A 26563-nucleotide genomic window follows, 5' to 3' on the forward strand; every position below is an offset into this window, starting at 1 on the left:
CGGACAACCGGCGTTTACGCCGTGTTGAACAACGCTTTAGCGTTGGCCCGTAGGGTGAGGCCTTTGGCCGAATAATCGAACGTGTTCGATGCAGAGTCCGTATCTCAGAAAGTAAAAAACCCGCCATAGGCGCAATGCCGTTCACTTAAGTGGTGAGGCATAACGATTCACCGGATAACGGGTTTTTGATATCTTAACCGCCCTCGGCCTTGATGGTCGGGGGCGTTTTGTTATGAACATCGCCTCCAAACTCCCCCTCAGGTGCATCAGCCGTTTCGGTATCGTTCCGGGGGATACCGTATTACCCAGCACTATCAGTTCCGTCGCTATTACCCCAAAAGCAAATTTAAAACTCATCTCCGACGGCGCTCTTTTATACTGTTTTGCCGTCAGCGCCGCTTCCCGCCTGATAAGGTTGTAAGCCAGCAGCAACCCCCACACTTCCTGATGCAGCAACTCCACTTTGCGGCTTCTCAGCACCATCGCATTACTCTGCAGGCTGCTTTTGATATTGCGAAAACCCACTTCGATTTCCCATCGGGAATGATAAAGCTCCGCCACCGCTTTGGCCGGATAACGATCCGCAGGCAATGAAGTCAGCACGGTTTTCTCCACACCGCCGATATCGTAACTGACCGCCCGGGCATACCAGGACTCAGGAAGGGCCGGGTTTTGCTTTCGAGCCTGCGCAGAGACTTTCATTTTTAGCAGACGGTCGCCCGCTCCGTAGCTTTCCTGCACGTCTGCGACCATCCCTTTGCGGGCAGGCAGTAGCCAGTGGCGATTTTCGCCGCCATGGTTCACCCCTGTTAGTAAATCCGCACTAAAAAATAGCTTATCAAACAGGGTGATGGAGTTATCCGGTAACGCCTTAATCAGGTCATGCGCCAACCGGGTCTCGCTACACCGGTAAGGCCCGGTGACCGCATCCAGCAGAACATGACTGCTCAGGTTCATCAACGCCACCAGACGCATCACCGGAAAAGGACTCTGTCGGTCTGTAGAGGTGTTACTGGAACCAAAATGCGCACGAAGTTCCGGTTCATCGGGCGTACGCAGTTGTGCACCGTCGACGGCAAAGAGCTGCAATCCTCTCCAGTCATCTTTGGGATAGCGTTCAGTCCCCCAGGTTCGTGCTGTCTGGCGAAACAGCCATTCAACAGGGGCAGCACCGACACGCTGGCGTGCCTGTGTAATGGCGCTGCGTGCCAGAAGCTGCGTGCCGGCTTCGCCATCGGCACTGAGGTTAAGGCGGCGGACAATATCGGTAATGGGCTCATTACGAAAGAAGGCCATACAAACGACCATCCAGACCACCATGTCCCCGGGCAGGCGGCGGCGTCTGACGGTGGCATGGGTAGACAGAGAAAGGCAATGCTGGAGCCATTCAACAGGAAGATGTTCAGCAAAAATCTGCGCAGAAGGTGGCGGTAACAAAGGCTGGTCGCTAAAACTGAGCAGGTCATCGAGAAGTGGCATAAGAAAACGGCTCCCTGTAATGGAAGCCGTTATATTGCCGCAGATTAAGGATCGGTCAACCGATCCTTAACTGATCGGCATTGCGCCATAGGCGGGTTCTTCTAAATAGGGTGCCCGGACTCGGACAACCGGCGTTTACGTCGTGTTGAACAACGCTTTAGCGTTGGCCCGCAGGGTGAGGCCTTTGGCCGAATAATCGAACGTGTTCGATGTAGAGTCCTACCCCTGAAATGCAAAAACCCAGCCATAGGCTGGGTTCTTTAAATATGGTGCCCGGACTCGGAATCGAACCAAGGACACGGGGATTTTCAATCCCCTGCTCTACCGACTGAGCTATCCGGGCAACGCGCAGCATTAAACCGTATTGGCCGAAGGCAGTCAACGGCTTTGTGAATGAAATCAGGTAAAACGCGACTGGTTGCTGGCTTTTCGGTCAAAGGGTTCGAAAATTGTGCCGAGTTGGCTGCCATTCTGCGGCGGCGGTATACCGCCGCACACTGAATTAGCTTAACGCCCCGTTTCTGCGGCACTGGGCCACCTGCAAGATATCTTCCGCCAGCCGCTTGGCGACGGATACGTCCTGTAGCTGGCGTTTTACCAGCAGTTTGCTCAGGCAGCCTTCCTGGATCAGCTCCATTTGCTGCGCCACCATGTCGGCGTCGTCGGCGTCCATTTCCCGCAGCAGATCGCGGGTCAGATCCAGCGAGGTGAGTTTCTGTTGCTCAGCCAGCTGGTGGATCGGGTGATCCACTTCCGGGAAGAAACTGCAGGCGGCGATAAACAGGCAGCCGGGGTAGCGGTCGTGTTTGACGTATTCTTCCAAAACGTCATAGCGTGCCAGCAGCTTTTGCTGTGGGCTCAGAGTCTCGTCCAGCAGTAACTGGCGGCGCCAGGTATCAATTTGCTGACCATGATAGCGCAGGCAGTCATACAGCAGCGCTTCGCGATCCGGCCAGAACCGTTTCAGGTCGCCCGGTTGCACCTCGAGTTTATCTGCCAGCATTTCCAATGTGGTGGTCGCCAGGCCCTGTTGTTCCAACAGCCCCAGTGCCGTATCAAGGACGTGTTCACGTTGCACTTGTGCTTCCTCCAAATTCGGTTCCGATCCTCAGTGTTATTTATTGCACCGTTTTCTGCAAATGCGCGTTGAACGCCGCCGCATCCATAAATCCGGTAACCCGTTGGGCCGTTAACTCTTGCCCGGTACCGTTAAAGAACAGAATCGTTGGCAATCCCAGGACTTTCAGGTGCTTAAGCAATGCGACCTGTTCGGCGTCGTTGGCCGTGACATCGGCCTGTAACAGCACCGCGTTAGCCAGCTTAGCCTGAACGCTGGCATCGCTGAAGGTATATTTCTCGAACTCCTTACAGGCGACGCACCAGTCGGCGTACAAATCCAGCATCACCGGCTTTCCCTGCGCCTGCTGTAGCGCCAGATTGAGTTGATCTACATTACTGATCCGCGTGAAGTTCAGGTGTTGCACCGCTGCCTGCTGTGCGCTGTTGGCGCCAAAGGCCCAGTCTTGCAGCGGTCGTGCGGCGATCACTGCCGCCGCCAGCAGCAATAATTGCAGTGCACGGACCCAACCACGGGAAGTCTTCAGGCTTAACGCAAATGCCCAACCGAAGAACGCCAGACCGAGCAGGCTCCACAACCGCAGTCCCCACAGATCGCCAATCACTCGCTCCAGCAGGAACACCGGCAGAGCGAGGATCACGAAGCCAAAGGCTTCTTTGACATACTGCATCCATGGGCCGCTGCGCGGCAGCAGGCGGTTGCCGAACAGGGTCACCAGCACCAGCGGGATCCCCATCCCCAGCGCATAGAGATACAAGGTGCCACCACCGGCCCACATATTGCCGCTTTGGGCGATGTACAGCAGGATCGCGCTGAGCGGCGCCGTGGTGCAGGGGGAGCAAATCAGTCCGGCCAGTGCGCCCATCAGGAATACGCCGGGCAGCGAACCGCCTTGCTGGCTGTTACTCCAGCCCGCCAATCGCGTTTGCAGCGAAGAGGGCAACTGCAGCGAATACAGACCGAACATCGACAGGGCCAGCGCGATAAACAGCACTGACAGGCCGATCAATACATACGGGTGTTGCAGCGCCGCCTGGAACTGCAACCCGGCGGCGGCGACTACCAGGCCTAGCACCGTGTAGGTCAGTGCCATGCCCTGCACGTAAACCACCGCCAGCGCCAGTATGCGGCCGCTGCTGTGTGGCTTTTCACGCCCAAGGATGATGCCGGAAATCAAAGGATACATCGGCAACACGCAAGGGGTGAAGGCAATGCCAATACCAATCAGCAGCGCCCACAAAGGGGAGAACGGCAGACTGGCGGGTGCCGGTTCTTCCGGTGCGCTGGCCGGCGGTGCGGTTGAAGCACTCACCGCATCCAGAGGGATCACCCGCGTCTCCGGCGGATAGCAGAAACCCGCTTCGGCGCAGCCCTGATAAGTCACGCTCAGGCTGGCACCGCTGGCCGCCTTTTGCAGTGGGATCGGCAGATTCAGCTGTTGTTTGAAAATGGCGACTTCGCCGAAGAATTCATCCTTGTGGCTCAGCCCGGCCGGCAGCTCAAAGGAGCCTAACGTCGCTTGCTGTGGCACCAGTTTAATCTGCTGGCGATAGAGGTAATAACCGGGGCGGATTTGCCAGTTCAGCGTCAACTGGTGGTCCTGCTGCTTAAAATCGAAGGCAAAAGCCTGATCGACCGGCACGAACTGGTTGCCGCCGTTCGGGGAGAATAGCGATGCCTGGGCCGCCTGCGGCAAAAAAAACAGGCTGCAAAGCAGGAATATCAATTTAATGAGGCGTTGATCCATAACAGGTAGTCTTTATCTCCAGCCATCACCGGCAGCACCAGCAGCTCGGGCGTTTGATACGGGTGATGTTGTTTCAGGTAGTTGAGCAGGGCGTCTTGATGGCGGCGATCGCTTTTGAACAGCATTTGCACTTCATACTCCTGTTCCAGTTTCCCTTCCCAGTAGTATAACGATGATGCGCCGGGCAGCAGCGTGACGCAGGCCGCCAGTTTTTCCCCCAGAACCCGGGCCGCCAGGTCTTGAGCCGTGCCCTCATCGGGTGCGGTGCAGAGTATGACGACAGCTTCGCAATCAGACATCTTCAGCCCTCTCATCCAGATTATCAGTGGGCACTATACCTTGAAGGGCGGTCGGCTAGAAGGCGAGTTTATCGCCAATGGGAAGGGGGGAGAAACCGGGGCCGCAGCCCCGGTGAAAGCATTACAGCATCACGCTACCCAGCAAGAAGCCGAACAGCACCGACAATATTACCCCGATGGTGCCGGGAATAAAGAACGGGTGGTTAAACACAAAACGTCCGATGCGCGTGGTACCGGTGTCATCCATCTGTACTGCGGCGACCAGCGTAGGGTAGGTCGGCAGGATGAACAGGCCGGAGACGGCGGCAAAGGATGCGACGGCGGTCAATGGCGAGACGTTCAGCGCCAGTGCCATTGGCATCAGCGCCTTGGCGGTAGCGGCCTGAGAGTACAGCAGCGCCGAACAGAAGAAGAAAATCACCGCCAGCAGCCACGGATGTGATTGGATCACGGTACCCGCAGTCTCTTTGATCCAGTCGATATTGGCCTGTACAAAGGTGTCACCCAGCCAGGCCACGCCCAAAATACAGATACAGGCGCTCATACCGGCCTTAAAGGTGCTGGAGTTGAGCACCATATCGGTATCGACTTTGCACAGCAGGGTGGTCAGGGTGGCGACGCTCAGCATGATGATCAAAATCGCGTTGGTGGTGTTCATCAAGGGTTTTGCCACCAGGCCGAGACCCGGGCTGTTGATGATGGCGTAGGCCACCACGCACAGTACGCCCAACAGGAACAGCAGCACCGAGACTTTGGCGCGTGGTTTGATTTCCACCACCTTGTTGCCGCGCAGGGTAACCAGACCTTCTTCAAGGCGTTTCTGGTAAACCGGATCGTCAGACAGTTTGGAGTCGAACATCCAGCTGACCAGCAGCGACATCAGCACCACGGCGCAGAAGGTAGAAGGCATTACCACCATCAACAAGTGCAGATAGCTGACGCCATGGCCTTCCATCACGGAGGACATGTAGACCACCGCAGCGGAAATGGGGGAGGCGGTGATGGCAATCTGGGCAGATACCACGGCGGTAGATAGCGGACGGCAAGGCTTGATGCCCTGTTCTTTCGCCACTTCGGCAATCACGGGCAAGGCAGAAAGCGAAATATTGCCGGTACCGGCGAAGATAGTCAGAAAATAAGTGACGATCGGCGCCAGAATAGTGATGTGTTTGGGGTTCTTGCGCAGCAGCTTTTCAGTTTGCTGCACCAGATAATCCATCCCGCCTGCGACCTGCATTGCCGAGATCGCGGCAATCACTGCCATGATGATGGAAATGACATCGAACGGAATGCTGCCCGGCTTCACGCCAATCAGTGCCAGGACCAAAACGCCGAGCCCGCCTGCAAATCCAATCCCGATACCGCCCAACCTGGCCCCTAAAAAAATGGCCAGCAGAACGATAACCAATTCTACGGCTAACATAGTGTCTACTCCTCAAAATAAGATTATTTGAAAATAAAAAGTTAAATTTTTGTGGGCGATGGAAAGTAAAAAGGCACGCTATCCAGAGGATTTAGCGTGCCTTTTTGGGCTACCGGGTGTGTCTGTTATTGTTCATTTTCATCCGTATAGCGTTTGGCTTTATAGGCCGGGTGCATCAGGTTCTCCACGGAGAAGATGTCATCCAGCTCGGCTTCGGTCAGCAGACCGCGTTCCAGCACCACTTCGCGTACGCTCTTGCCGGTTTCGGCACAGATCTTCCCGACGATGTCACCATTATGGTGGCCAATGAACGGGTTCAGATAGGTGACGATACCGATAGAATTGAAGACGTAGTGCTCGCAGACTTCTTTATTCGCGGTGATGCCGTTAATGCATTTTTCCAGCAGGTTATAGCAGGCGTTGGTCAGGATGTGGATGGACTCAAACATCGCTTGGCCAATCACCGGCTCCATCACGTTCAACTGCAACTGGCCTGCTTCGGCCGCCATGGTAACGCAAGTGTCGTTGCCAATCACCTTGAAACACACCTGATTGACCACTTCCGGGATCACCGGATTCACCTTGGCAGGCATGATAGAAGAGCCCGCCTGCAGTTCCGGCAGGTTGATTTCGTTCAGGCCGGAGCGTGGGCCTGAAGACAGCAGGCGCAGGTCGTTACAGATTTTGGAGAGTTTGACCGCCAAACGTTTCAGCGCGCTGTGCACCATGACGTAGGCACCGCAGTCGGAAGTGGCTTCGATCAAGTCTTCGGCCAGCACGACCGGCAGATTACTGACTTCCGCCAGTTTCTGTACCGCCAATTGCGCGTAACCTTCCGGAGTGTTCAGAGCGGTACCGATCGCCGTGGCCCCCAGGTTCACTTCCAGCAGCAGTTCGGCAGTGCGGTGCAGGTTGCGAGTCTCTTCTTTCAGCAGCACGCTGAAAGCATGGAATTCCTGACCCAGAGTCATAGGTACCGCATCCTGCAACTGGGTGCGGCCCATTTTCAGAATGGTTTCGAATTCTTTGGCCTTGTGGTCAAAACCTTCGCGCAGCTGGTTGATGGCGTCGATCAGCTTTTGGTTGGAAGCGTAAACGGCAATGCGGAAACCGGTAGGGTAGGCATCGTTGGTGGACTGGCATTTGTTGAGGTGATCGTTAGGGTTCAGGTATTGGTATTCGCCTTTCTGATGACCCATCAGTTCCAGGCCGATATTCGCCAGCACTTCGTTGGTGTTCATGTTCAGCGAAGTCCCTGCACCGCCCTGGAACACGTCTACCGGGAACTGATCCATACATTTGCCTTTATCCAGTACTTCATCACAGGCCTGGATGATGACATCGGCGATTTTGCGTGGGATGGTTTTTAGTTCTTTGTTCGCCAGCGCAGCGGCTTTTTTTACCATCACCATGCCACGAACAAACTCGGGCACATCGCTAATTTTGCTATTGCTGATATAAAAGTTTTCAATCGCACGCAGAGTGTGAACACCGTAATAGGCTTCTGCGGGGACTTCACGTGTTCCTAACAGGTCTTCTTCGATACGAATGTTATTTGACATGAGAACCTTCTTTATATTGCTGCCGAATTAATTAATTGTCAGGTAACCAAATTATGTTGCCGAAGGCTTCAGGCGTGAAACGATTAACCACAGTGCCCGTTGCTGCCCAGATCATATGCTGGTTAGTAATAAATGACTGAATCCAGATCACCTTCTTAGCCTTCTAAAATCACGTGTTTCCCGTTCTGTGATCTCATTCACGTTTACTAACTTTAGCAATAAAAAAGGGCCTTTGGTTGAAATGACCATTGGCTGACCCCATTGTATTCAGGTCGGCCGTTTACCGGCCCCTTTTTCGCGTCGTCGCCTCCGTGCGGCGGCGTAGATCTACCAGAGGAGAACCAGGTGCGCTGGTTACCGTTACTGCTGATATTTCTGTTGGCATACATAGAAATATCTCTATTTATCAAAGTCGCCGCCGTCATGGGCGTGGCGATCACCCTGTTGCTGGTGGTGTTCACTTCCTGCGTTGGTATTTCGCTGGTGCGTAATCAGGGCATGAAAACCTTCATGCAGATGCAACAGAAGCTGGCCGCGGGTGAAAGCCCAGCGGCGGAAATGGTGAAGAGCGTTTCACTGGTGTTGGCGGGCTTCCTGCTGCTGGTGCCGGGGTTCTTTACCGACTTCCTGGGCTTGTTGCTTCTGCTGCCGCCGGTGCAGAAGTCGCTGACGCTGAAGCTGATGCCGCATCTTTCGGTCTATCGTCCTGGCGGTTGGGGACCGGGCGGAAATGCGGCCAACGGCAATACTTTTGACGGCGAATTTCAACGTAAGAACGACGATCGTTATACGTTGGATCACCAGCCGGACGATCACGACAAACCTAACGATCGATAAAAAAACGCGGCCCAGGCCGCGTTTTTTGCATCCGTAGCCCAGTATGGCCATCAAAAGCGAAAATTTTTTTGTCTGGCCCCTTGAAGGGGGATGGAATGCCCCCATTTCAAATCCCACGAGGCCGGTAATAACAATCCGGTGACAACCCTAAATCTGATAGAGACCTTCTTACAGGAGAGCGTTCAATGAGTATTCGTCCATTGCATGACCGCGTTATCGTCAAGCGCAAAGAAGTTGAATCAAAATCTGCTGGCGGCATCGTTCTGACTGGCTCTGCAGCGGGTAAATCTACTCGTGGTGAAGTAGTAGCCGTTGGTAAAGGACGTGTTCTGGAAAGCGGCAGCATCCAGCCGCTGGATGTGAAAGTTGGCGATATCGTGATTTTCAACGACGGTTACGGTGTGAAAGCAGAGAAGATCGACAATGAAGAAGTGTTGATCATGTCCGAAAGCGACATTCTGGCAATTGTTGAAGCGTAATAACGCTTTATCTTCTGAACTGAACGAGTTGAAGGGAAATACCAATGGCAGCTAAAGACGTAAAATTCGGCAATGACGCTCGCGTGAAAATGCTCCGCGGCGTGAATGTTCTCGCTGATGCAGTAAAAGTGACCCTGGGCCCGAAAGGCCGTAACGTAGTGCTGGATAAATCCTTCGGCGCTCCTACCATCACTAAAGATGGCGTATCTGTTGCTCGTGAGATCGAACTGGAAGACAAGTTCGAAAACATGGGCGCGCAGATGGTGAAAGAAGTTGCCTCTAAAGCGAACGACGCTGCGGGCGACGGTACCACCACTGCAACCGTATTGGCTCAATCCATCATCACCGAAGGCCTGAAAGCAGTGGCTGCCGGCATGAACCCGATGGATCTGAAGCGCGGTATCGACAAAGCGGTTATCGCCGCTGTTGAAGAGCTGAAAAAACTGTCCGTACCTTGCTCTGACTCCAAAGCCATCGCTCAGGTAGGCACCATCTCTGCAAACTCCGACGAAACCGTCGGTAAACTGATTGCAGAAGCGATGGAAAAAGTGGGCAAAGAAGGCGTTATCACCGTTGAAGAAGGCACTGGCCTGCAAGACGAGCTGGATGTTGTTGAAGGGATGCAGTTCGACCGTGGTTACCTGTCTCCGTACTTCATCAACAAACCAGAAACCGGCTCTATCGAACTGGAAAGCCCATTCATCCTGCTGGCTGACAAAAAAATCTCCAACATCCGTGAAATGCTGCCAGTACTGGAAGCCGTGGCGAAAGCCGGCAAACCACTGCTGATCATTGCTGAAGATGTTGAAGGCGAAGCGCTGGCTACCCTGGTGGTTAACACCATGCGCGGCATCGTGAAAGTGGCTGCGGTTAAAGCACCTGGTTTCGGCGACCGTCGTAAAGCCATGCTGCAGGACATCGCTACCCTGACTGGCGGTACCGTAATCTCTGAAGAGATCGGTCTGGAGCTGGAAAAAACTACCCTGGAAGATCTGGGTACGGCTAAACGCATCGTGATCAACAAAGACACTACTATCATCATCGATGGTAATGGTGAAGAACCTGCGATTCAGGGCCGTGTGTCCCAGATTCGTCAGCAGATCGAAGAAGCAACTTCTGATTACGACCGTGAAAAACTGCAAGAGCGCGTAGCAAAACTGGCTGGCGGCGTTGCGGTAATCAAAGTCGGTGCAGCTACCGAAGTTGAAATGAAAGAGAAGAAAGCTCGCGTTGAAGATGCTCTGCACGCAACCCGTGCTGCAGTAGAAGAAGGCGTGGTTGCTGGTGGTGGTGTTGCACTGATTCGTGCAGCGTCCAAACTGGGTGAACTGCGTGGCGTGAACGAAGATCAGAACGTGGGTATCAAAGTTGCGCTGCGCGCAATGGAGTCCCCACTGCGTCAGATCGTTCTGAACTGCGGCGAAGAGCCATCTGTTGTTGCTAACACCGTGAAAGCGGGCGAAGGTAACTACGGTTACAACGCAGCAACTGAAGAATACGGCGACATGATCGCGATGGGTATCCTGGATCCAACCAAAGTAACCCGTTCTGCTCTGCAGTACGCGGCTTCTGTGGCTGGCCTGATGATCACCACCGAGTGCATGATCACCGACCTGCCAAAAGGCGACGCTCCTGATTTAGGCGGCGCTGGCGGTATGGGTGGCATGGGCGGCATGGGCGGCATGATGTAATCATCCCCCACACGTTTGTGTGCTGAAAACCCCGGTCAATTGGCCGGGGTTTTTTTATGCTCTGTGGGATCAGTCTTCCGCAGGTGCAGTGGCTTTTTGCTGACTATTGAAGAACAGAAATGCCGGATACTCGCTCTCGTGGGTGCCAAAAACGGTTTCGATACCGTAATCCGTGGTGACACAGAAGGATATATCACGGGCACCTCTGGCCCAGGCGGCTTTAACGGTGCTGCTGATATCATCTGAGTTGCGATAGTTGCCATTTGAGGCGACCCAGGCTCGTGTGACCTGTCTCCCGCCGCAGACCGGGGCATTATGTTGGGTCAGTGTCTCTTCATCCCAATTGGCGCTGGTTTCAAAGAAATGGAGCATGTGGCTCGAGCCACTGAGGGTATTGGCGCTGTGGAAACGCAGGAAAATACCGTTATAAGGCACTCCGTCCAGTTCTTTTTCTTCGGGCAGCTTGAATTTGAAATAGGCGGTCTGACGCTGTTCCTGTGGGCTACTCGTTCCATTTTGTGCCAGCATGCCGGGTTCGCTGCCGTAGTTGGCATTGGCATACTCGCCACCGCGGGTATAACTATCGGCGATAGCGGGTTCAAAGACACTCGGTAGCCTTTTATCACACAAGACACCACTATTCAGACAGTAGTTGACCGCATATTTGAGGGTATCTTCCCGCCAGCCATTAAAAAAGTCAGCGTGGGCGGTATACAGACTGCCCCATTTGGGCTCAACCCGTCCCCCGGTGATGGTAGGGTTCATCGATAACCGCAGGGCCGAGAGTTTGGTTCCGTTAGGGAGTACGTAAGCAATATTCATTTGCAGCAACGGAATTTTAACCGGGTAGTTGGATGGGCAAACGCCGTCTACATCATATACCGCATTGCGTGGCCCATGATGCGGAGGGGCCAGGTGTTTGCCGTCCCAGCAGTTAGGGAAGGAGAATGCCAGGTTAAATTGGGTGTGGCCATCACCATAGGTTGGGCAGGTTTCCAGTGGGTCCGGAGTGTAATGCCCGCCCTCATCGGTTTTGCAAAAATACATAACGCCTTGTTTGGCGCTGCTGCTTTCGTGTTGGCCAACCATTAATTGCAAACCTTTGGGGAATGCGACTACCGGATGGCGGGTATCGGCATTTCGGTAATAGGTTTTCATATGGTCAGGTTTAATGATTTCACCGTTGGTGGTATCCAACAGCTGCGGTGCCCAGTATGAGGTGCCGTCTGCGGCCGAAGTGCAGGTGTTATCCGGCTTGGCCATCAGCGAATCTACCGTGCTATAGGCATTGGCCTCCTTGTTACCAAAGAAATCGTGCACCATGGACTCCCCCGGGCGGCCAAATGCCATCATCGGATCGTCCGGTAAGGTATGGGACAACAGGCATTCAATATTGAATTGCCCCATGCCCTTTTCTGCAGTTCCGCCTTCGGCATGAACCGCACCGCTGAGCGCCAGCATCACACCGCTGGAAAGGAGAAGTAACCCTTTGTTTTTTTGCCCGTTCATATTAAGAATATCCCTCGATGATTGAGTCCATAAAACAGAATAAAAAGGAGAATGGAGCTTTGGCATCAAGGTGGCATAAAATTGAGATCGGGTAGTCTCAAATTCGATGAATATAAGGTTTTTTAAGTTGTTGGGTTCTTATTAACCCTGAAAATCAACTCATCGGGATGGGATAAACGTGGATTGATGGGTATTTGCGTGCTTAGTCGCACTGTATTTGATGATATTTTTGCAGACCAGGCTGATTTAGCTGGTAAACTGATCTTTCATCAGCTGTCGCTCAAGACGTTGGCCTGGCACCAGTGGCAACGGATGCTTAAGAGATGGCATCGCTTTCTGATAAGCTTTTGCGAAATTCTCAATATCATATGGGGAACAAGATGCGGATTAAAGCCTTACTGGGTCTTTCGGCAGCTGTGCTGCTGGCAGGTTGCAGCAGCACCAATGAACTGTCCGCCGCAGGTCAGCAGGTTAAATTTACCGACACCAAACCGGCAGCAGAGTGCCAGCTGGTTGGCGAAGTGACGGGCACCCAGAGCAACTGGTTGTCCGGTAACGGGGGTGAAGGCAGCTCCATGCGTGGCGCGGCAAACGATCTGCGCAACAAGGCCGCAGCGATGGGCGGCAATGTGATTTATGGCGCAACCAGCCCAAGTCAGAACCTGCTTTCAAGCTTTGCCCCGCTGGACAGCAAAATGGCCGGCCAGGTTTATAAGTGCCCGTAACGGCCTAATGAGCAACTCGTAACATAAAAAAGAGGCATGCCCCGGCATGCCTCTTTTTGTATCTGCAATATATCCGTCAGTCAGTCTTGCATCAGGTGCAGATCGAGAGGGGTTTTGCTTGGCTTTCCGCCGACTTCGCGGGTCAAACGCGGCACCAAATAGCCGGAAACCTTGCTCAACAGTGCCTGCATGATAGCGCGCGCCTCGTCGTCGCTGACCATAAAGTGCGCTGCACCCTGCACCTTATCCAACACGTGGATGTAATAAGGCAGAATACCAGCGTCAAACAGTGCGTTGCTCAGGGCCGCCAGCGTATCGGCATCGTCATTGATACCGCGCAGCAGCACGCTTTGATTCAGCAGCGTGACGCCAGCCAGACGCAGTTGTGCCATGCTGGCCTGCAGCTCGCGGTCAATTTCATTGGCATGGTTGATGTGGGTGACCATCAGTACCTGAAGACGCGACGCCGACAGCCGCCGACACAGCTCTGGAGTAATACGCGCCGGGATAACCACGGGCAAACGCGTGTGGATACGCAGGCGTTTTAGATGCGTAATGGCTTCAAGTTCACCGATCAACCAGTCCAGTTCGTGGTCCTTCGCCATCAGTGGATCACCACCGGAGAAAATAATCTCATCCAGTTCCGGGTGTTGACGGATATAATCCAACGCCTGACGCCAGTTGGCCTTATTGCCCTGGTTGTCCTGATACGGAAAATGGCGGCGGAAGCAGTAGCGGCAGTTGACCGCACAGCCGCCTTTAACCAGCAGCAAAGCGCGATTACGGTATTTATGCAGCAGTCCTGGCACCACGCTACGCTGTTCATCCAGCGGATCGGTGGTGAAGCCGGGGGCGTTGATGAATTCCTCGCTGACGGTCAGTACCTGACGTAACAGCGGGTCATTGGCATCACCCGGACGCATGCGTGCAGCGAAGGCGCGAGGGACGCGCAACGCAAAGAGCTGGCGTGCTTCGCGGCCCTGTGGCAGTTCCGGATGCGTATTCAGTGACAAAAGCTGCAGTAATTCATCGGGATCGGTAATAACATCGGCGAGTTGATGCAACCAATCTTCTCTATATGCCGTATTTTGGGTTATAATGTGTGCCATTTTTTTGGCTAAGCTACCAGTTTAAATATTCAGAGGGCCATCATGGCGACTTATTCTAGCAACGATTTCCGTCCGGGTCTTAAAATCATGTTCGAGGGCGAACCTTACGCTATCGAATCCAGTGAGTTCGTTAAGCCGGGCAAGGGCCAGGCGTTTGCGCGCGTTAAAATGCGTCGTCTGCTGACCGGCAGCCGCGTTGAAAAAACCTTTAAATCTACCGACTCTTGCGAAGGCGCAGACGTGGTAGATACCAACATGAACTACCTGTACAACGACGGTGAGTTCTATCACTTCATGCATCCAGAAACTTTCGAGCAGCACGGGGTTGAAGAAAAAACCGTATCTGACGCGGCAAAATGGCTGCAAGATAACGCGGAATGTATCGTTACCCTGTGGGATGGTCGTCCTATCGCAGTTCAGCCACCGAACTTCATCGAAGCTGAAATCACTGATACCGACCCAGGCCTGAAAGGCGATACTGCCGGTACCGGCGGCAAGCCTGCAACCCTGAGCACCGGCGCAGTAGTTAAAGTGCCATTGTTCGTACAGATTGGCGAAGTTGTCCGTGTTGACACCCGCTCTGGCGAATACGTTTCACGCGTAAAATAAGTTTCAAAACAAAGGAGCCCAGCGTGGCTCCTTTGTTTACCCCTCCCGCATATTGTTGGCAGAATCCACATAATGAAGAAAACTCTGTTGGCCATTATCTCCCTGTTGTTACTGATGTCCCTTAGCGGGTGTAATACTTTCCGTGGCTTCGGTGAAGACGTTCAGCACCTCGGCGGCGCTATCTCGCGAACAGCCAGTTAATAAGTATCAAATGCACTAATGTAATAGTGCGAAATAAGACCGTTTTAAACAGCAACTCCCGCTGATATTTACTAAGCTTAGAAAGCCGTACTTTTTCCTCACTGACAAATAAGGGCTTTCATATGCTGAAGAAAAGTATTATCGCGATTTTCTCTTTGATGATCTTAACCTCATTGACCGCATGCAATACCACTCAGGGCGTAGGCGAAGATATTCAGGCTGGCGGTAAGGCCATCCAGCGTAGCGCGCAATAACTTACCTTGCTGATTTCTGCGGTATTCCGCGAACCGCCACGAACAGGCATCGTCGTGGGATACCGTTTCCCCTGCTGAACTTCCTCCTGCAAGCACCTTTGTGCTGTTATCCTCTCCAGCGGAAGGTATAATCTCTGCGCATATCACAACGCTAAACGGGACGACCTGTTTACGCATCTGCATTCGGGGACGACCCCATCGTAATGGAGCCTGTTACATGGCTTGGATTATTCTGCTTATTGCCGGTTTACTTGAAGTGGTTTGGGCTATCGGCCTGAAATACACCCATGGTTTTACCCGCCTGACCCCCAGCCTTATCACTATTGCCGCCATGGTGGTCAGTATGCTGTTGTTGGCGCATGCGATGAAAACGTTGCCTGCCGGCACGGCCTACGCGGTATGGACCGGTATTGGTGCAGTAGGGGCAGCGATTATGGGGATGGTGTTACTGGGCGAATCAACCAATATTGCGCGCATTCTCAGCCTGTGCCTGATCGTTGTTGGCATACTCGGGCTGAAGTTCAGCAGTCACTGATTCTGCGACTGTTTTACCCAAATCAGCTTATCGATAGCAAAGCCGTTGTTCTTCGCGGTTTGTAATAACCTGTCGCGTGTGGCAGCGTCCAGCTCTGGCGTGCGCGACAGGATCCACAAGTAATCCCGGTTCGGGCCGCAGACCAGCGCGTAGCGGTAATCCGTATCCAACTCAATCACGTTATACCCGCCATAGAAAGGCCCAAAGAACGACACTTTTAGCGCAGCCACCTGCGGTGAGCCAATGAAATAGGCTTTGCCGGTGCTTTCTTGCCACTGTTGTTTTTGCGTATTAAAGCCACGGTTAATCACTTTCAGGCCGCCATCTTCGCGTGGGCTGTAATTGGCGGTGACCTGTTCAAGGCCACGTTCGAAGCGGTGGTCAAGGCGAGCGATTTCGTACCAGGTTCCAAGATAGCGCTGGCTGTCGAAATTATTCACTACTTTGACGTCCTTCGGCGGGGAAACGCTGCAAGCGACAGAGAGCAGGGCGGAAAGCATCACATAAAGTTTTGACCAGAAATGCATGGGTGACTCCTGTTTACCTTATTGAGTTAAACAGTGTAGCCCAAAGGCAGGGCTGGCGACCTACGAAAGTGGGCCGCCAGAAGGGGTTTACAGGGTCACTACGCCGATAACGGTCACGACGCTGAGGATTGCAGCCAGGCCGTAGAATACCCATTTGCCGGCCGGCACATGGATTTTCAGATCATGCATCGCATGGTGGATACGGTGAAGACCGCACCATAGCGGCAGGATAATCATCAGCAGCAGGAACAGGCGGCCGATCAGGCTTTGGCAGAATGCCAGTACGCGGTCGTAGCCCAGCGCATCGCCGGGAAACAACCCCAGCGGCAGCAGAATGCCGACCAACAGTACGATAGCGGGGGCAATGATCGCTCCCCACATGCCGCCGGCGCCGAATAATCCCCAGAAAACCGGTTCGTCTGAGCGTTTAGGTGCTTGATTTATCATGTTTCCTCCGGATTACACCAAGGCCACGGCCAGGATGACCACGCTGGCGATCAGGGTCACCGCCCACAGCGTTTTCACTATGGGCCCCGGGCCCATTTTCTCGCTGTTGACCACTATATTGGCGGCTTTCGGCGCCAAATCGAACCAGGTCTTGGTATGCAGCAGCGCGGCCAGCAGGGCGACGACGTTAATCAGCAGTACCAGCGGGTTTTGCAGAAAACCGACGAAACCCGCCCAGCTGTCCACGCCGCCTTTCAGCGCAAAGACACCGTAGATCAGCACGATACTGAACCAGACTGCCGGTACCGAGGTACTTTCTCGCAGCATATAGAAACGGTAGAAGCCGAGCTTTTGCCACCAGGTCGGCGTCATGGTGCGCACATAGGGCTTACGTTGTGTTGTCATTACTGTTTATCTCCCTTATTGCGGCTTCAGCATGGCGATCATGAAGTCTTTGGCACTCTCTACCTTGCCCTGCTGAATAGCAGCGGCCGGGTCGACGTGCTTCGGACAAACTTCAGAGCAGTAGCCGACAAAGGTACAACTCCAGACGCCGTTTTCACCATTGAGCTGCGCCATACGCTGTTTCTGGCCGTGATCGCGGTTATCCAGGTTGTAGCGGTGCGCCAGAGTGATGGCCGCCGGGCCGATAAACTCTGGATTCAGACCGAACTGCGGGCAAGCGGCATAGCACAGGCCGCAGTTGATGCAACCGGAGAACTGGTGATACTTGGCCATCTGCGCCGGCGTCTGCACGTTAGGGCCATCTTCCGGTTTGCGGTTATTGCCGATGATGTAAGGCTTAATCGCTTCCAGACTTTCGATAAAGTGGGTCATATCGACCACCAGATCGCGTTCAATCGGGAAGTTGCCCAGCGCTTCTACCTTCATGCCGCCGGTATATTCGCGCAGGAAGGTTTTACAGGCCAGCTTCGGCACCCGGTTGACCATCATGCCGCACGAGCCGCAGATTGCCATACGGCATGACCAGCGGTAGGAAAGGTCGGGGGCCAGGTTATCCTTGATGTAGCCCAAGGCGTCGAGCAACGAGGTTTGCTCATCATAAGGCACCGCGAAGGTCTCGAAATGCGGCTCAGAGTCGCGTTCCGGGTTATAGCGCATGACCTCGATTTTCAGCGTGTTCATCTCAGCCATTTGCCTGCTCCTTATCCTTTTTATCCTGCGCTTCGGCTTCAGCGCCGTACACACGTTTGGCCGGTGGCAGTTTGGTGATCTTCACGTCGCTGTATTCCAGGCGGGGTGCGCCGTTCGGGTTATGGAACGCCAGCGTATGCTTGAGGAAGTTCACGTCGTCACGTTCGGTACAGCCTTCGTCCAGACGCTGGTGAGCGCCGCGGGACTCTCTGCGGTTTAAGGCGGAATGTGCCATGCATTCGGCCACGTCCAGCCCGTAACCCAGCTCGATGGTGTACAGCAGATCGGTATTGAATACGCTGGAGCTGTCGGTAATTTTGACGCGCTTAAAGCGTTCTTTCAGCTCAGCCAGTTTATCGACGGTTTTCTGCATCAGTTCCGGTGTACGGTAAATACCGCAGCCTTCTTCCATCGACATGCCCATCTCGTCGCGGATTTTGGCCCAGTTTTCGTTGCCTTCCTGCTTTATCAGGTTGCTCAGCCGGGTTTCGACGTCGCGCCCTTGTGCATCCAGGGCACTGCCGTTGGCCGGGCCGGTTTCCAGCGCGCGGCGAGCGGCTTGCTCACCGGCTACCCGGCCGAACACCACCAGTTCCGCCAGTGAATTGGAACCCAGGCGGTTGGCACCGTGCAGGCCGACGGAGGAACATTCGCCGACGGCAAACAGCCCCTTGATGCGGGTTTCGCAGTTTTGATCGGTTTCAATGCCGCCCATGGTGTAGTGCGCGGTTGGGCGCACCGGGATCGGCTCTTTCACCGGATCGACACCGACGTAGGCTTTGGCCAGTTCACAGATGAACGGCAGGCGTTCCAGCAGTTTCTTCTCACCCAGGTGACGCAGGTCGAGATAGACCACATCACCGCGTGGGGTAGGGACGGTGCGACCGGCGCGCCATTCGTGCCAGAAGGCCTGCGAGACTTTGTCACGCGGACCCAGCTCCATGTATTTGTTCTTTGGCTCACCCAGCGGAGTTTCCGGACCCATGCCGTAGTCCTGCAGGTAACGATAGCCGTCTTTGTTTACCAGAATACCGCCTTCACCACGGCAGCCTTCGGTCATCAGGATACCGGAACCCGGCAGGCCGGTAGGGTGATATTGGACGAACTCCATATCACGCAGGGGGATGCCGTGGTGGAACGCCATGCCCATACCATCACCGGTGACGATGCCGCCGTTGGTGTTATAGCGATACACGCGGCCGGCACCGCCGGTCGCCATGATCACGGCATTGGCGCGGATCTGTACGCGAGTGCCTTCCATCATGTTCATCGCTACCAGGCCGCGGGCCTGGCCATCATCTACCAGAATATCCAGTACAAAGTGCTCGTCGAAACGCTGGATTTGCGGGTATTTGAGGGAGGTTTGGAACAGGGTGTGCAGCATGTGGAAGCCGGTTTTGTCGGCGGCGAACCAGGTGCGTTCAATCTTCATGCCGCCGAAGCGACGTACGTTGACCGAACCGTCTTCTTTACGGCTCCATGGGCAGCCCCATTGTTCAAGTTGGGTCATTTCGCGCGGGCAGTTGTGAACGAAATGGTCGACCACATCCTGCTCACACAGCCAATCGCCCCCGGCAACGGTGTCGTTGAAGTGGTAGTCGAAGCTATCGTGATCCTGAGTGACGGCGGCGGAGCCTCCTTCAGCGGCCACCGTATGGCTGCGCATCGGGTAGACTTTTGAGATAAGCGCGATTTTCAGTTGGGGGTTGGCTTCCGCTGCGGCTATTGCCGCACGTAAACCAGCACCCCCGGCCCCAATAATGGCAAGATCGGCGTTAAAGGTTTGCACTGCATTCCTCCAATATTCTTGTTAAGAACGGCAAATTAAATATCTATGCTTAATATTTATAAAAATTCTTCGGGTGCTAACTAACTGAGTTCATTATCGTTGCATTAACACTAAGGATAGATATCTCCCACCAATAATGTGGAATTAACTATACCTAAAGTTAAGTAGAAGAAATTTGATGTGATCGATTGTTTTGCCTTTTAACCGCTGGCCGGAAGGATAATTTACTGCCAGCAGGATTTAACGTTTATTCACCTTTTATTAACCTTATTACTAACGCTTTATCAGTTAATAGCCCGGTTAAAAGCGTCCTGCCTGTTAAGAATTTGTTTGCATGCCGGGATACGAGTAGACTGCATCCCCTGTTTGATTTCGGAGTAATTACCATGAGCGAAACGGCAAGCTGGCAGCCAAGTGCACCCATCGCCAATTTGTTGAAGCGCGCAGCGATCCTGACTGAGATCCGGCGTTTCTTCGCCGATCGTGGCGTGTTGGAAGTTGAGACGCCAACCATGAGCCAGGCGACGGTCACCGATATCCACCTGTTCCCGTTCCAGACGCGTTTTGTCGGGCCCGGCGCGGCGGATGGCCTGACGCTGTACATGATGACCAGCCCGGAATACCACATGAAGCGGCTGTTGGCGGCGGGTAGCGGTCCGATCTATCAGATGGGACGTAGTTTCCGTAATGAGGAAGCCGGCCGTCACCACAACCCTGAATTCACCATGCTGGAGTGGTACCGTCCGCATTACGACATGTACCGGCTGATGAACGAGGTGGACGATCTGCTGCAGCAGGTGCTGGATTGCGATAGCGCGGAAACTCTGTCGTATCAGCAAGCTTTCTTGCGTCATCTGGATATCGATCCGCTGTCAGCGGAGAAGGCGCAGCTACGTGAAGCGGCGGCCAAGCTTGATCTGAGCAACATTGCCGATACCGAAGAAGATCGCGATACGCTGTTGCAGTTGTTGTTCACCGTCGGCGTGGAGCCGCACATTGGCCGTGACAAGCCGGCGTTCGTGTATCACTTCCCGGCCAGCCAGGCATCGCTGGCGGAGATCAGCACCGAAGATCACCGGGTAGCGGAGCGTTTCGAGGTCTATTTCAAAGGTATTGAGCTGGCGAATGGCTTCCGTGAACTGACGGACAGCCGCGAGCAAGGTCAGCGCTTTGCACAGGACAACCGCAAGCGTGCGGAACGTGGCCTGCCACAGCACCCGATTGATAACAACCTGCTGGACGCTTTGCTGCACGGCATGCCTGAATGCTCCGGTGTGGCGCTGGGGGTTGACCGCCTGGTGATGCTGGCGTTGGGGGCCGAGAGCCTGAGTGAAGTGATTGCCTTCCCGGTTGAGCGCGCGTAACCGCGATACCCGTCGTCTTTCAAGCTGCAGCGTTGTTACCTGCACTAGCTCACCCCAGTTACTTACTCAAGTAAGCGCCTGGGGATGAGCGAGCTGGGCGCCTAGCTGCAACTTGAAAGCCATAGGGTATATTGTGGTGGTAAAAGGGTTCGGTGTTGCATTGCACGCCGAACCCTTTTTGCATTCTGCGCTTACAGACTGCCCGATTCGCGTTTGGTGTTTGGCGCTGGCGTTGACGGCGGAGTACGGCCATTACTGGTCAAGCGCGATAGCGTCTCGCTGCGTACCTGGAACGGTGGGTATGGCAGTGTAATGCCATGCTCGCGGTAACCGGCCAGAATCAACTGATGGATCTCGTGGCGTAGCGGCATGCGGTGACCCATCTCGGCGGCGTAAATACGCAGCTCAAAGATTTGGATACCCTGCTGCAGATCGACCAGATATACCTCTGGTGCCGGGGTATCCAACACCAGCGAACAGCGCTCGGCGGCGTTGGTCAGGATCTTGGTCACCTCTTCGCTGTTGGCTTCTCCCGGCGCCGGCACCGTCAGTACTACACGGGTCAGGTTGTCCGACAGCGACCAGTTAATGAACTGCTCGGTGATAAACGCCTTGTTCGGCACAATGATCTCTTTGCGATCCCAATCTGAAATGGTGGTGGCGCGAGTATTGATCTTGGTAACGCTGCCGGTCAGGTTGCGGATCGTTACGGTATCGCCGATGCGGATCGGTTTTTCGAACAAAATGATCAGGCCGGAGATAAAGTTGGAGAAGATCTCCTGCATACCGAAGCCCAACCCCACGCTGAGCGCGGTCACGACCCACTGCAGTTTCGACCATTCAATGCCGATCCACGAGAAGCTGAGCAGGGCGCCGAACAACAACAGCAGGTACTTGGTGATGGTGGTAATGGCATAGCCGGTGCCTGGCGTCAGATCCAGGTGTTGCAGTACCGCCAGCTCCAGCAGCGCCGGCAGGTTACGTACCAACTGCATGGTGACAATCAGCACCAGAATGGCGATTAACACCGCACCCAGGGTAATCGAATGCGCGGTATCCACCCCATTGACCGTCGAGCTGACGTTCCACAGGGTGATATTTTCCAGGAAGCTAAAGGCGGAATGGATCTCTGACCACAGCACGATCACCGACACCAACGCGATCATCGTCAGGATCGAACGGACCAGCCGCAACGACTGGGCGCTGATGGTGTCCAGATCGATCTCCGAATCATCCAGGTCCATCGAGCCTTCGGTACTGTTAGGCGTGTGTGAGCTTTCTTCCTCACCGCGAGCACGCTGGGCCAGGATATCGGCGCGGCGCTGCTTGGCACGGTCAAAGGCGATACGCCGCCGCTGGATCAGCATCCAGCGGCGAATAATATGGTAAATCACCAGCAGGAAGAACCAGATGGCGACCGAGGTTTCCAGACGCGCCAGCAGCGCCTGTGAAGTGGTCAGGTAGCCGACGGCCGAGGCCAGCGCTGCCAAAACCGGTGCCGACAGCAGCAGTCCCCACAGCGCAGTGTTGACCATGTTCTCGCCGGAGCCTTTCTTGTCCAGATACAGCGGGATCCCGGCACGTTTCAGGCTGTTGGTCACAAGAGCCAATGCCAGACACAGCAAGATAAAGCACAGTCGGCCGAGGGTATTGGCAAATTCGCGTTCTTTCAGGCTGTCGAAGGTGATCAGCGCCATGATCAGCGGCACGATCAGCCAGATCGACATCTTGTAGTAACGCATGGCGCGTGAAACCTGTTTCGCCGGCCAGCGGAAGTGCACGATAAACAGCCCTTGTGGATGGGCGAAGGCGGCGCAGATCATGCAGACCCACAAGATTGGCAGCGTGGCAGTGACGCCCTTGCCGATGGCTTCGGCTACCGGGTAGTTCCAGGCACTTTGCAGGCCAAAGCCGAGCGCAGCCCACAGTACCGGCAGCGGCAGCGCCACCAGAATCGACCAGAACACGGTGCGTACCGTCAGGAAGAACTCATCCTGGGTGACTTTGCCCACCCGGCTGCTGGCGCGTGTCAGGAAGGCGTGGTAGTGCTTGCGGGAACTGATGCTGAAAATCACCAGCAGCAGGGCGCCGAAAATGGGGATCAGCGTTTCTTTGCTGGTGACCATCATCATAAAGGCGCCGCCGAGCTGCGACAGCGTATCCAGTGACAGTAACAGGGTGAGATCGTGCGCCACGTTAATCGGGTAGGACAGGTTGATCGGATTAATGTCCGGTACCCAGAACAGATAGCGGTGGGTGGCGTCCCGGATTTCGTTCAGCGCTTCAATCAGCTGGGTGTTGGCGACTTTCAGCTTGGTCAGTTCGAGAATTTGGGTATCACAACCCGAGAGCAGTGAATTCAGCAGTTCGCGCTGGGTACGCAACTGGGCGTCAACGATACGCCGTTCCGCGCTGGTCAGCTCACTGCCGTCGTCGCGCTTAAACTCACGCTGTGAGAGCTTCTCCAGCTGGCTTTCAAACTGCAGCCGTTGCACGCGGAGTTGGGCCATATCACCGTCCAACTGCTGCGGCTTGGGCATTTCCGGCAGTGTCGCCACCTGGGCACGCAGGGTTTCACCTAGCGCCGATGAGGAGCCGAGCCACTGGGCTTGTTCGATAATGGTGCTTAATGCCTGGCGCACCTGCAGCGTTTGCGCGGCAGCCTGACGTTGTTGGGATGAGATCAGATCCATGCGCTGGGCCTGATTGTTCAACGCGGCGGAAAGCTCGCGGTTGATCTGTAGCTGCTGGCTGATGCTTTTCGGCAGGTCACCGTTCTGCTCGGCCAGCTGCTCGGTTTTTTCCAGTGCCAGTTCGGCTTCACGCTGCCGCTGGGCATTGAGGTTATTACGCAGCGCCTGCAGCTGGATGTCGATTTTCTCGTGGCGCTTTTTGTAGACCTCGGCGCGCATCCGCGCCAGTTCCTGGCGATTATTGGCCGACAGTTGTGCCAGTTCGAGTTCATCGACTTTGGCCTTGCGCGCAGCGGCTTCGGTTTGTAATAACGCCAGCGCGGCCTGAGCATGCGGGGTGGTCGGGTTGGCGGGCTGAGCCTGCAGGCGGCGCTGTACTTCCGTCAGCGCCCGGCGAGCATCGGTCTGCTGCTGGGGCAATTGGCCAAGAGAATCGCTGATTTCCCGCGTTCGCTCCTGTTCCTGCTGTAACAGACGAGCCTGTTCCAGCAGCAGGCTGCTGGTTTGCAAGATCTGCTGCTCGAGATCGCTGGCCGGCAGGTTATCGCCGTTCGGCAGGATCTTACTGTCTTCCACCACCAATTGACGGCGCAGTTCCTGCGTCATCTTCGGAAAATCGTCGATCACCCGCTGATACTGCTCAACGCGGGTCAGCGATTCTTTGCGTTCCGATAACCAGTTAAGGGCGCTTTGCAGCGCCTCAGTGGTTTCCGCCTGATTAGGCGCGTTCTTGGTGCTCTCTACCTGCTTCAGCTCCTGTTTAAGCTGATTTTCGGTAGGCACCGTGGCGGCCAGCACCGATTGAGACAATAAACAACCGAGCAATAGCGTGATAATCAGGCGCACAGTATCAATTCCCTTAGATCTGCGGTGTTTGTGCGGCGGCAGGTACAGCCGGGATTTCTGCGAAGGCCTCGCCCATGCGGGTTACGGTGCCGTTGTTCAACTGCGGGGCAAACTGCACGCTGCCTGGGGTAAACAGGTTGATGACCGTTGAGCCCAGCTTGAAGCGGCCCATTTCTGCCCCTTTCTCCAGTGCGATAGCGCCTTCAGTGCCTTCTGCCGGATAGGTCCAGCGTTTGATAACGCCTTCGCGCGGTGGCGTAACGGTGCCGGCCCAAACGGTTTCGATGCTGCCAACGATGGTGGCACCCACCAGGATTTGCACCATGGGGCCGATGGCGGTATCGAATACGCAGATCACACGCTCATTGCGGGCAAACAGATTTGGCACGTTGGCGGCAGTCAGCGGGTTGACGGAAAACAGGTCGCCCGGGACGTAAATCATTTCGCGCAGCACGCCGTCGCACGGCATATGCACGCGGTGATAATCACGCGGTGCCAGGTAAGTGGTGGCGAACAGGCCATTGCGGAACGGCTCGGCCAGCATGTAGTTGCCGGCCAGCAGTGCTTCCAGGCTGTAGTAATGGCCTTTTGCCTGGAAAATCTGGTCGTCGTTGATTGGGCCGAGTTGGCTAATCGCACCGTCGGCAGGCAGCGCCAGCCAGTTGGCATCGCTGATGATAGGACGCGCGCCATCACGCAGCGGGCGCACAAAGAATTCGTTGAAGCTGGCGTAAGAACTCAGCTCTGGGTGTTGCGACTCTTGCATATTTACACGGTAGTAACGGGCGAATGCCTTCAGTACCAACTGGGTCAGCCAACCGGCTTTTTTATCCGCGCCCCAGCCAGCCAGACGGGTCAGCGCCAGCTTGGGTAACCAATACTGCAATTTAATTTTGATGCTATCCAGCACATTAACCTCGTGAATCGGGGTAAAGGGCGCGCATTGTAACCGTGGCTCCGCCACAGTCAACGCCGCCCGGTATTATCAGCCTGCGGCGTCGGTAAAGTTCTTGCGAACCTTCACGGATGCCATGCTTTCCAGAATGCGATGGTAGTTTTCAAAACGCTCTTTCGCGATATCGCCTTTCTCCATCGCTTCGCGGATGGCGCAGCCTGGGTCGGTGTCGTGGCGGCAGTCGCGGAATTTGCATCCGCCCAAATAGTCACGGAATTCGACATAGGCTTGAGTCACTTGTTCCGGCTCCAGATGCCACAGACCAAACTCACGCACACCCGGTGAATCGATCACATCGCCGCCGTGCTGGAAATGGTACAGCCGCGCGGCGGTGGTGGTATGTTGCCCGAGGCCTGAGACATCGGAAACCTGATTTACCAGAATTTGCTTATCGCTCGGTGGCAGCAGAGCATTCAACAGGCTGGATTTGCCCACCCCGGACTGGCCGGCAAAGATACTGATGCGATCAACCAGCGCTTGTTCAAACGCCTCCATGCCTTCACGCGTCTGGCTGGAGACTTCCAACACCCGATAGCCGATATGGCGATAGATATCCATCATGCCGTCGACGTGCTTGCGTGCTTCGGCATCCAGCAGATCGATTTTGTTCAGTACGATCAGCGGTTCGACCTCCAGTGTTTCACAAGCCACCAGGTAGCGGTCGATCATATTCAGTGACAGCTCTGGCAGGATCGCGGAAACGATGACGATCTGATCGATATTGGCAGCGATGGGTTTCACGCCGTCGTAAATGTCGGGACGATTCAGGACGGAAGTGCGTTCATGCACGGCCTCGACGATGCCTTTGACCCCTGCATGGGTGCCGACACCTGGGCGCCACACTACGCGATCGCCGGTCACCAGCGAACGCAATGTCCGGCGGATATTGCAGCGGTGCTGGGTGCCATCCGCGGCTTCAACGTCGGCGTGCATGCCGAAACGGCTGATGACGATGCCGTCTTGCGGCTCGCCCAGCTGGGAATCATCCAATTCCGGTTTCTTATCAGTGCGTTTCAGGCGACGTTGATGGTTCGCCTGCACGCGGCGTTCTTGACCTTTGGACAGTTTGTTCTTGCTCACTGCGCCTCACTTGAATCCGCTTTATCGCTCATGGCGACCAAAACGACTATGATACACGCTATTTTATATTAAATAACCGTTGTTAGCCGCTACGCGCAGCGGACCTCCGTCGGTAAATAGCCAGCGCCGGTCGCCGCCTTGTCTGCAGTTTGTTTATCTTTTGGCTTTTA

Annotated in this window: 25 protein-coding genes and 1 tRNA gene; 9 read left to right on the forward strand and 17 right to left on the reverse strand. The window is 54.9% G+C overall.

Annotated elements, in window-relative coordinates:
* Nucleotides 1-141 precede the first annotated feature (141 nt).
* The 7 genes from QOT07_RS01495 to aspA form a co-directional block, all read right to left on the reverse strand.
* A complete protein-coding gene (locus tag QOT07_RS01495) occupies nucleotides 142-1479 on the reverse strand; it encodes an IS4 family transposase (protein WP_219017319.1) in 1338 nt (445 codons plus the stop codon).
* 267 nt (nucleotides 1480-1746) lie between these two features.
* Nucleotides 1747-1822: transfer RNA gene (locus QOT07_RS01500), tRNA-Phe, on the reverse strand.
* Between the two features lie 159 nt (nucleotides 1823-1981).
* Complete coding sequence (locus QOT07_RS01505; RefSeq protein WP_099065434.1) at nucleotides 1982-2557, reverse strand: transcriptional regulator; 576 nt, start codon at nucleotides 2555-2557, stop codon at nucleotides 1982-1984.
* A 40-nt stretch (nucleotides 2558-2597) separates the two neighbouring features.
* A complete protein-coding gene (locus tag QOT07_RS01510; protein WP_099065433.1) occupies nucleotides 2598-4304 on the reverse strand; it encodes a protein-disulfide reductase DsbD in 1707 nt (568 codons plus the stop codon).
* Nucleotides 4280-4603: a divalent cation tolerance protein CutA gene (gene cutA / locus QOT07_RS01515; RefSeq protein ID WP_099065432.1), complete on the reverse strand. Its 324-nt coding sequence runs from the start codon at nucleotides 4601-4603 to the stop codon at nucleotides 4280-4282. The genes QOT07_RS01510 and cutA overlap by 25 nt, the downstream gene beginning before the upstream one ends.
* 121 nt (nucleotides 4604-4724) lie before the next feature.
* Complete coding sequence (locus QOT07_RS01520; protein WP_207978134.1) at nucleotides 4725-6026, reverse strand: anaerobic C4-dicarboxylate transporter; 1302 nt, start codon at nucleotides 6024-6026, stop codon at nucleotides 4725-4727.
* Between the two features lie 125 nt (nucleotides 6027-6151).
* On the reverse strand, nucleotides 6152-7588 hold the full coding sequence (gene aspA, locus QOT07_RS01525) for an aspartate ammonia-lyase (protein ID WP_099065431.1): 1437 nt from the start codon (nucleotides 7586-7588) through the stop codon (nucleotides 6152-6154).
* A gap of 345 nt (nucleotides 7589-7933) precedes the next feature.
* Here aspA and QOT07_RS01530 point away from each other — a divergent pair, with 345 nt between their 5' ends.
* From QOT07_RS01530 to groL, 3 genes are all read left to right on the forward strand, one after another.
* Complete coding sequence (locus QOT07_RS01530; protein WP_283602449.1) at nucleotides 7934-8425, forward strand: FxsA family protein; 492 nt, start codon at nucleotides 7934-7936, stop codon at nucleotides 8423-8425.
* 185 nt (nucleotides 8426-8610) lie between these two features.
* A complete protein-coding gene (locus QOT07_RS01535) occupies nucleotides 8611-8904 on the forward strand; it encodes a co-chaperone GroES (RefSeq protein ID WP_085119369.1) in 294 nt (97 codons plus the stop codon).
* A 44-nt stretch (nucleotides 8905-8948) separates the two neighbouring features.
* Nucleotides 8949-10595, forward strand: a complete 1647-nt coding sequence (groL, locus tag QOT07_RS01540) for a chaperonin GroEL (RefSeq protein WP_099065429.1) — start codon at nucleotides 8949-8951, stop codon at nucleotides 10593-10595.
* A gap of 69 nt (nucleotides 10596-10664) precedes the next feature.
* Here groL and QOT07_RS01545 read toward each other — a convergent pair whose 3' ends face one another.
* The gene (locus QOT07_RS01545) at nucleotides 10665-12104 is read right to left on the reverse strand and encodes a DUF1996 domain-containing protein (RefSeq protein ID WP_283602450.1); all 1440 of its coding nucleotides are present in this window, start codon (nucleotides 12102-12104) and stop codon (nucleotides 10665-10667) included.
* A gap of 380 nt (nucleotides 12105-12484) precedes the next feature.
* Between QOT07_RS01545 and QOT07_RS01550 the strand changes: the two genes are divergently transcribed.
* A complete protein-coding gene (locus QOT07_RS01550; protein ID WP_012004874.1) occupies nucleotides 12485-12829 on the forward strand; it encodes a DUF4156 domain-containing protein in 345 nt (114 codons plus the stop codon).
* Between the two features lie 80 nt (nucleotides 12830-12909).
* On the opposite strand, the gene epmB is transcribed toward QOT07_RS01550, so the two are convergent.
* Complete coding sequence (epmB, locus tag QOT07_RS01555) at nucleotides 12910-13938, reverse strand: EF-P beta-lysylation protein EpmB (RefSeq protein WP_207978132.1); 1029 nt, start codon at nucleotides 13936-13938, stop codon at nucleotides 12910-12912.
* A 42-nt stretch (nucleotides 13939-13980) separates the two neighbouring features.
* On the opposite strand from epmB, the gene efp reads away from it, so the two are divergent.
* The 4 genes from efp to sugE all read left to right on the forward strand — a co-directional run bounded on the left by efp (nucleotide 13981) and on the right by sugE (nucleotide 15537).
* Nucleotides 13981-14547, forward strand: a complete 567-nt coding sequence (efp, locus tag QOT07_RS01560) for an elongation factor P (protein WP_004952647.1) — start codon at nucleotides 13981-13983, stop codon at nucleotides 14545-14547.
* Between the two features lie 69 nt (nucleotides 14548-14616).
* The gene (locus tag QOT07_RS01565) at nucleotides 14617-14748 is read left to right on the forward strand and encodes an entericidin A/B family lipoprotein (RefSeq protein WP_085119376.1); all 132 of its coding nucleotides are present in this window, start codon (nucleotides 14617-14619) and stop codon (nucleotides 14746-14748) included.
* A gap of 122 nt (nucleotides 14749-14870) precedes the next feature.
* The gene (locus QOT07_RS01570) at nucleotides 14871-15002 is read left to right on the forward strand and encodes an entericidin A/B family lipoprotein (protein ID WP_044553925.1); all 132 of its coding nucleotides are present in this window, start codon (nucleotides 14871-14873) and stop codon (nucleotides 15000-15002) included.
* Nucleotides 15003-15219: 217 nt separating this feature from the next.
* A complete protein-coding gene (gene sugE / locus QOT07_RS01575; RefSeq protein ID WP_017891350.1) occupies nucleotides 15220-15537 on the forward strand; it encodes a quaternary ammonium compound efflux SMR transporter SugE in 318 nt (105 codons plus the stop codon).
* Here sugE and blc read toward each other — a convergent pair.
* The 5 genes from blc to frdA all read right to left on the reverse strand — a co-directional run bounded on the left by blc (nucleotide 15531) and on the right by frdA (nucleotide 19455).
* The gene (gene blc, locus QOT07_RS01580) at nucleotides 15531-16064 is read right to left on the reverse strand and encodes an outer membrane lipoprotein Blc (protein ID WP_283602451.1); all 534 of its coding nucleotides are present in this window, start codon (nucleotides 16062-16064) and stop codon (nucleotides 15531-15533) included. The two genes, sugE and blc, sit on opposite strands and share 7 nt — an antisense overlap.
* Nucleotides 16065-16151: 87 nt before the next feature.
* Complete coding sequence (gene frdD / locus QOT07_RS01585) at nucleotides 16152-16511, reverse strand: fumarate reductase subunit FrdD (protein ID WP_085119381.1); 360 nt, start codon at nucleotides 16509-16511, stop codon at nucleotides 16152-16154.
* 12 nt (nucleotides 16512-16523) lie between these two features.
* Nucleotides 16524-16916: a fumarate reductase subunit FrdC gene (gene frdC, locus QOT07_RS01590; RefSeq protein ID WP_085119382.1), complete on the reverse strand. Its 393-nt coding sequence runs from the start codon at nucleotides 16914-16916 to the stop codon at nucleotides 16524-16526.
* A gap of 15 nt (nucleotides 16917-16931) precedes the next feature.
* A complete protein-coding gene (locus QOT07_RS01595) occupies nucleotides 16932-17666 on the reverse strand; it encodes a succinate dehydrogenase/fumarate reductase iron-sulfur subunit (RefSeq protein WP_085119384.1) in 735 nt (244 codons plus the stop codon).
* On the reverse strand, nucleotides 17659-19455 hold the full coding sequence (gene frdA / locus QOT07_RS01600; RefSeq protein WP_207978128.1) for a fumarate reductase (quinol) flavoprotein subunit: 1797 nt from the start codon (nucleotides 19453-19455) through the stop codon (nucleotides 17659-17661). Before frdA ends, QOT07_RS01595 begins: the two co-directional genes overlap by 8 nt.
* 386 nt (nucleotides 19456-19841) lie before the next feature.
* On the opposite strand from frdA, the gene epmA reads away from it, so the two are divergent.
* On the forward strand, nucleotides 19842-20819 hold the full coding sequence (gene epmA, locus QOT07_RS01605) for an elongation factor P--(R)-beta-lysine ligase (protein ID WP_283602452.1): 978 nt from the start codon (nucleotides 19842-19844) through the stop codon (nucleotides 20817-20819).
* A gap of 191 nt (nucleotides 20820-21010) precedes the next feature.
* Here the strand turns inward: epmA and mscM are convergent, their stop codons facing one another.
* From mscM to rsgA, 3 genes are all read right to left on the reverse strand, one after another.
* Complete coding sequence (gene mscM / locus QOT07_RS01610; RefSeq protein ID WP_283602453.1) at nucleotides 21011-24358, reverse strand: miniconductance mechanosensitive channel MscM; 3348 nt, start codon at nucleotides 24356-24358, stop codon at nucleotides 21011-21013.
* 13 nt (nucleotides 24359-24371) lie between these two features.
* Complete coding sequence (gene asd, locus QOT07_RS01615; protein ID WP_261416201.1) at nucleotides 24372-25268, reverse strand: archaetidylserine decarboxylase; 897 nt, start codon at nucleotides 25266-25268, stop codon at nucleotides 24372-24374.
* 75 nt (nucleotides 25269-25343) lie between these two features.
* Entirely contained in the window at nucleotides 25344-26393 is a 1050-nt protein-coding gene (gene rsgA, locus QOT07_RS01620; RefSeq protein ID WP_283602454.1) for a small ribosomal subunit biogenesis GTPase RsgA, read from the reverse strand.
* Nucleotides 26394-26563: the final 170 nt, after the last annotated feature.

Origin of the sequence: Serratia proteamaculans, from assembly GCF_949794035.1 — a bacterium.
Lineage (GTDB): Bacteria > Pseudomonadota > Gammaproteobacteria > Enterobacterales > Enterobacteriaceae > Serratia > Serratia proteamaculans.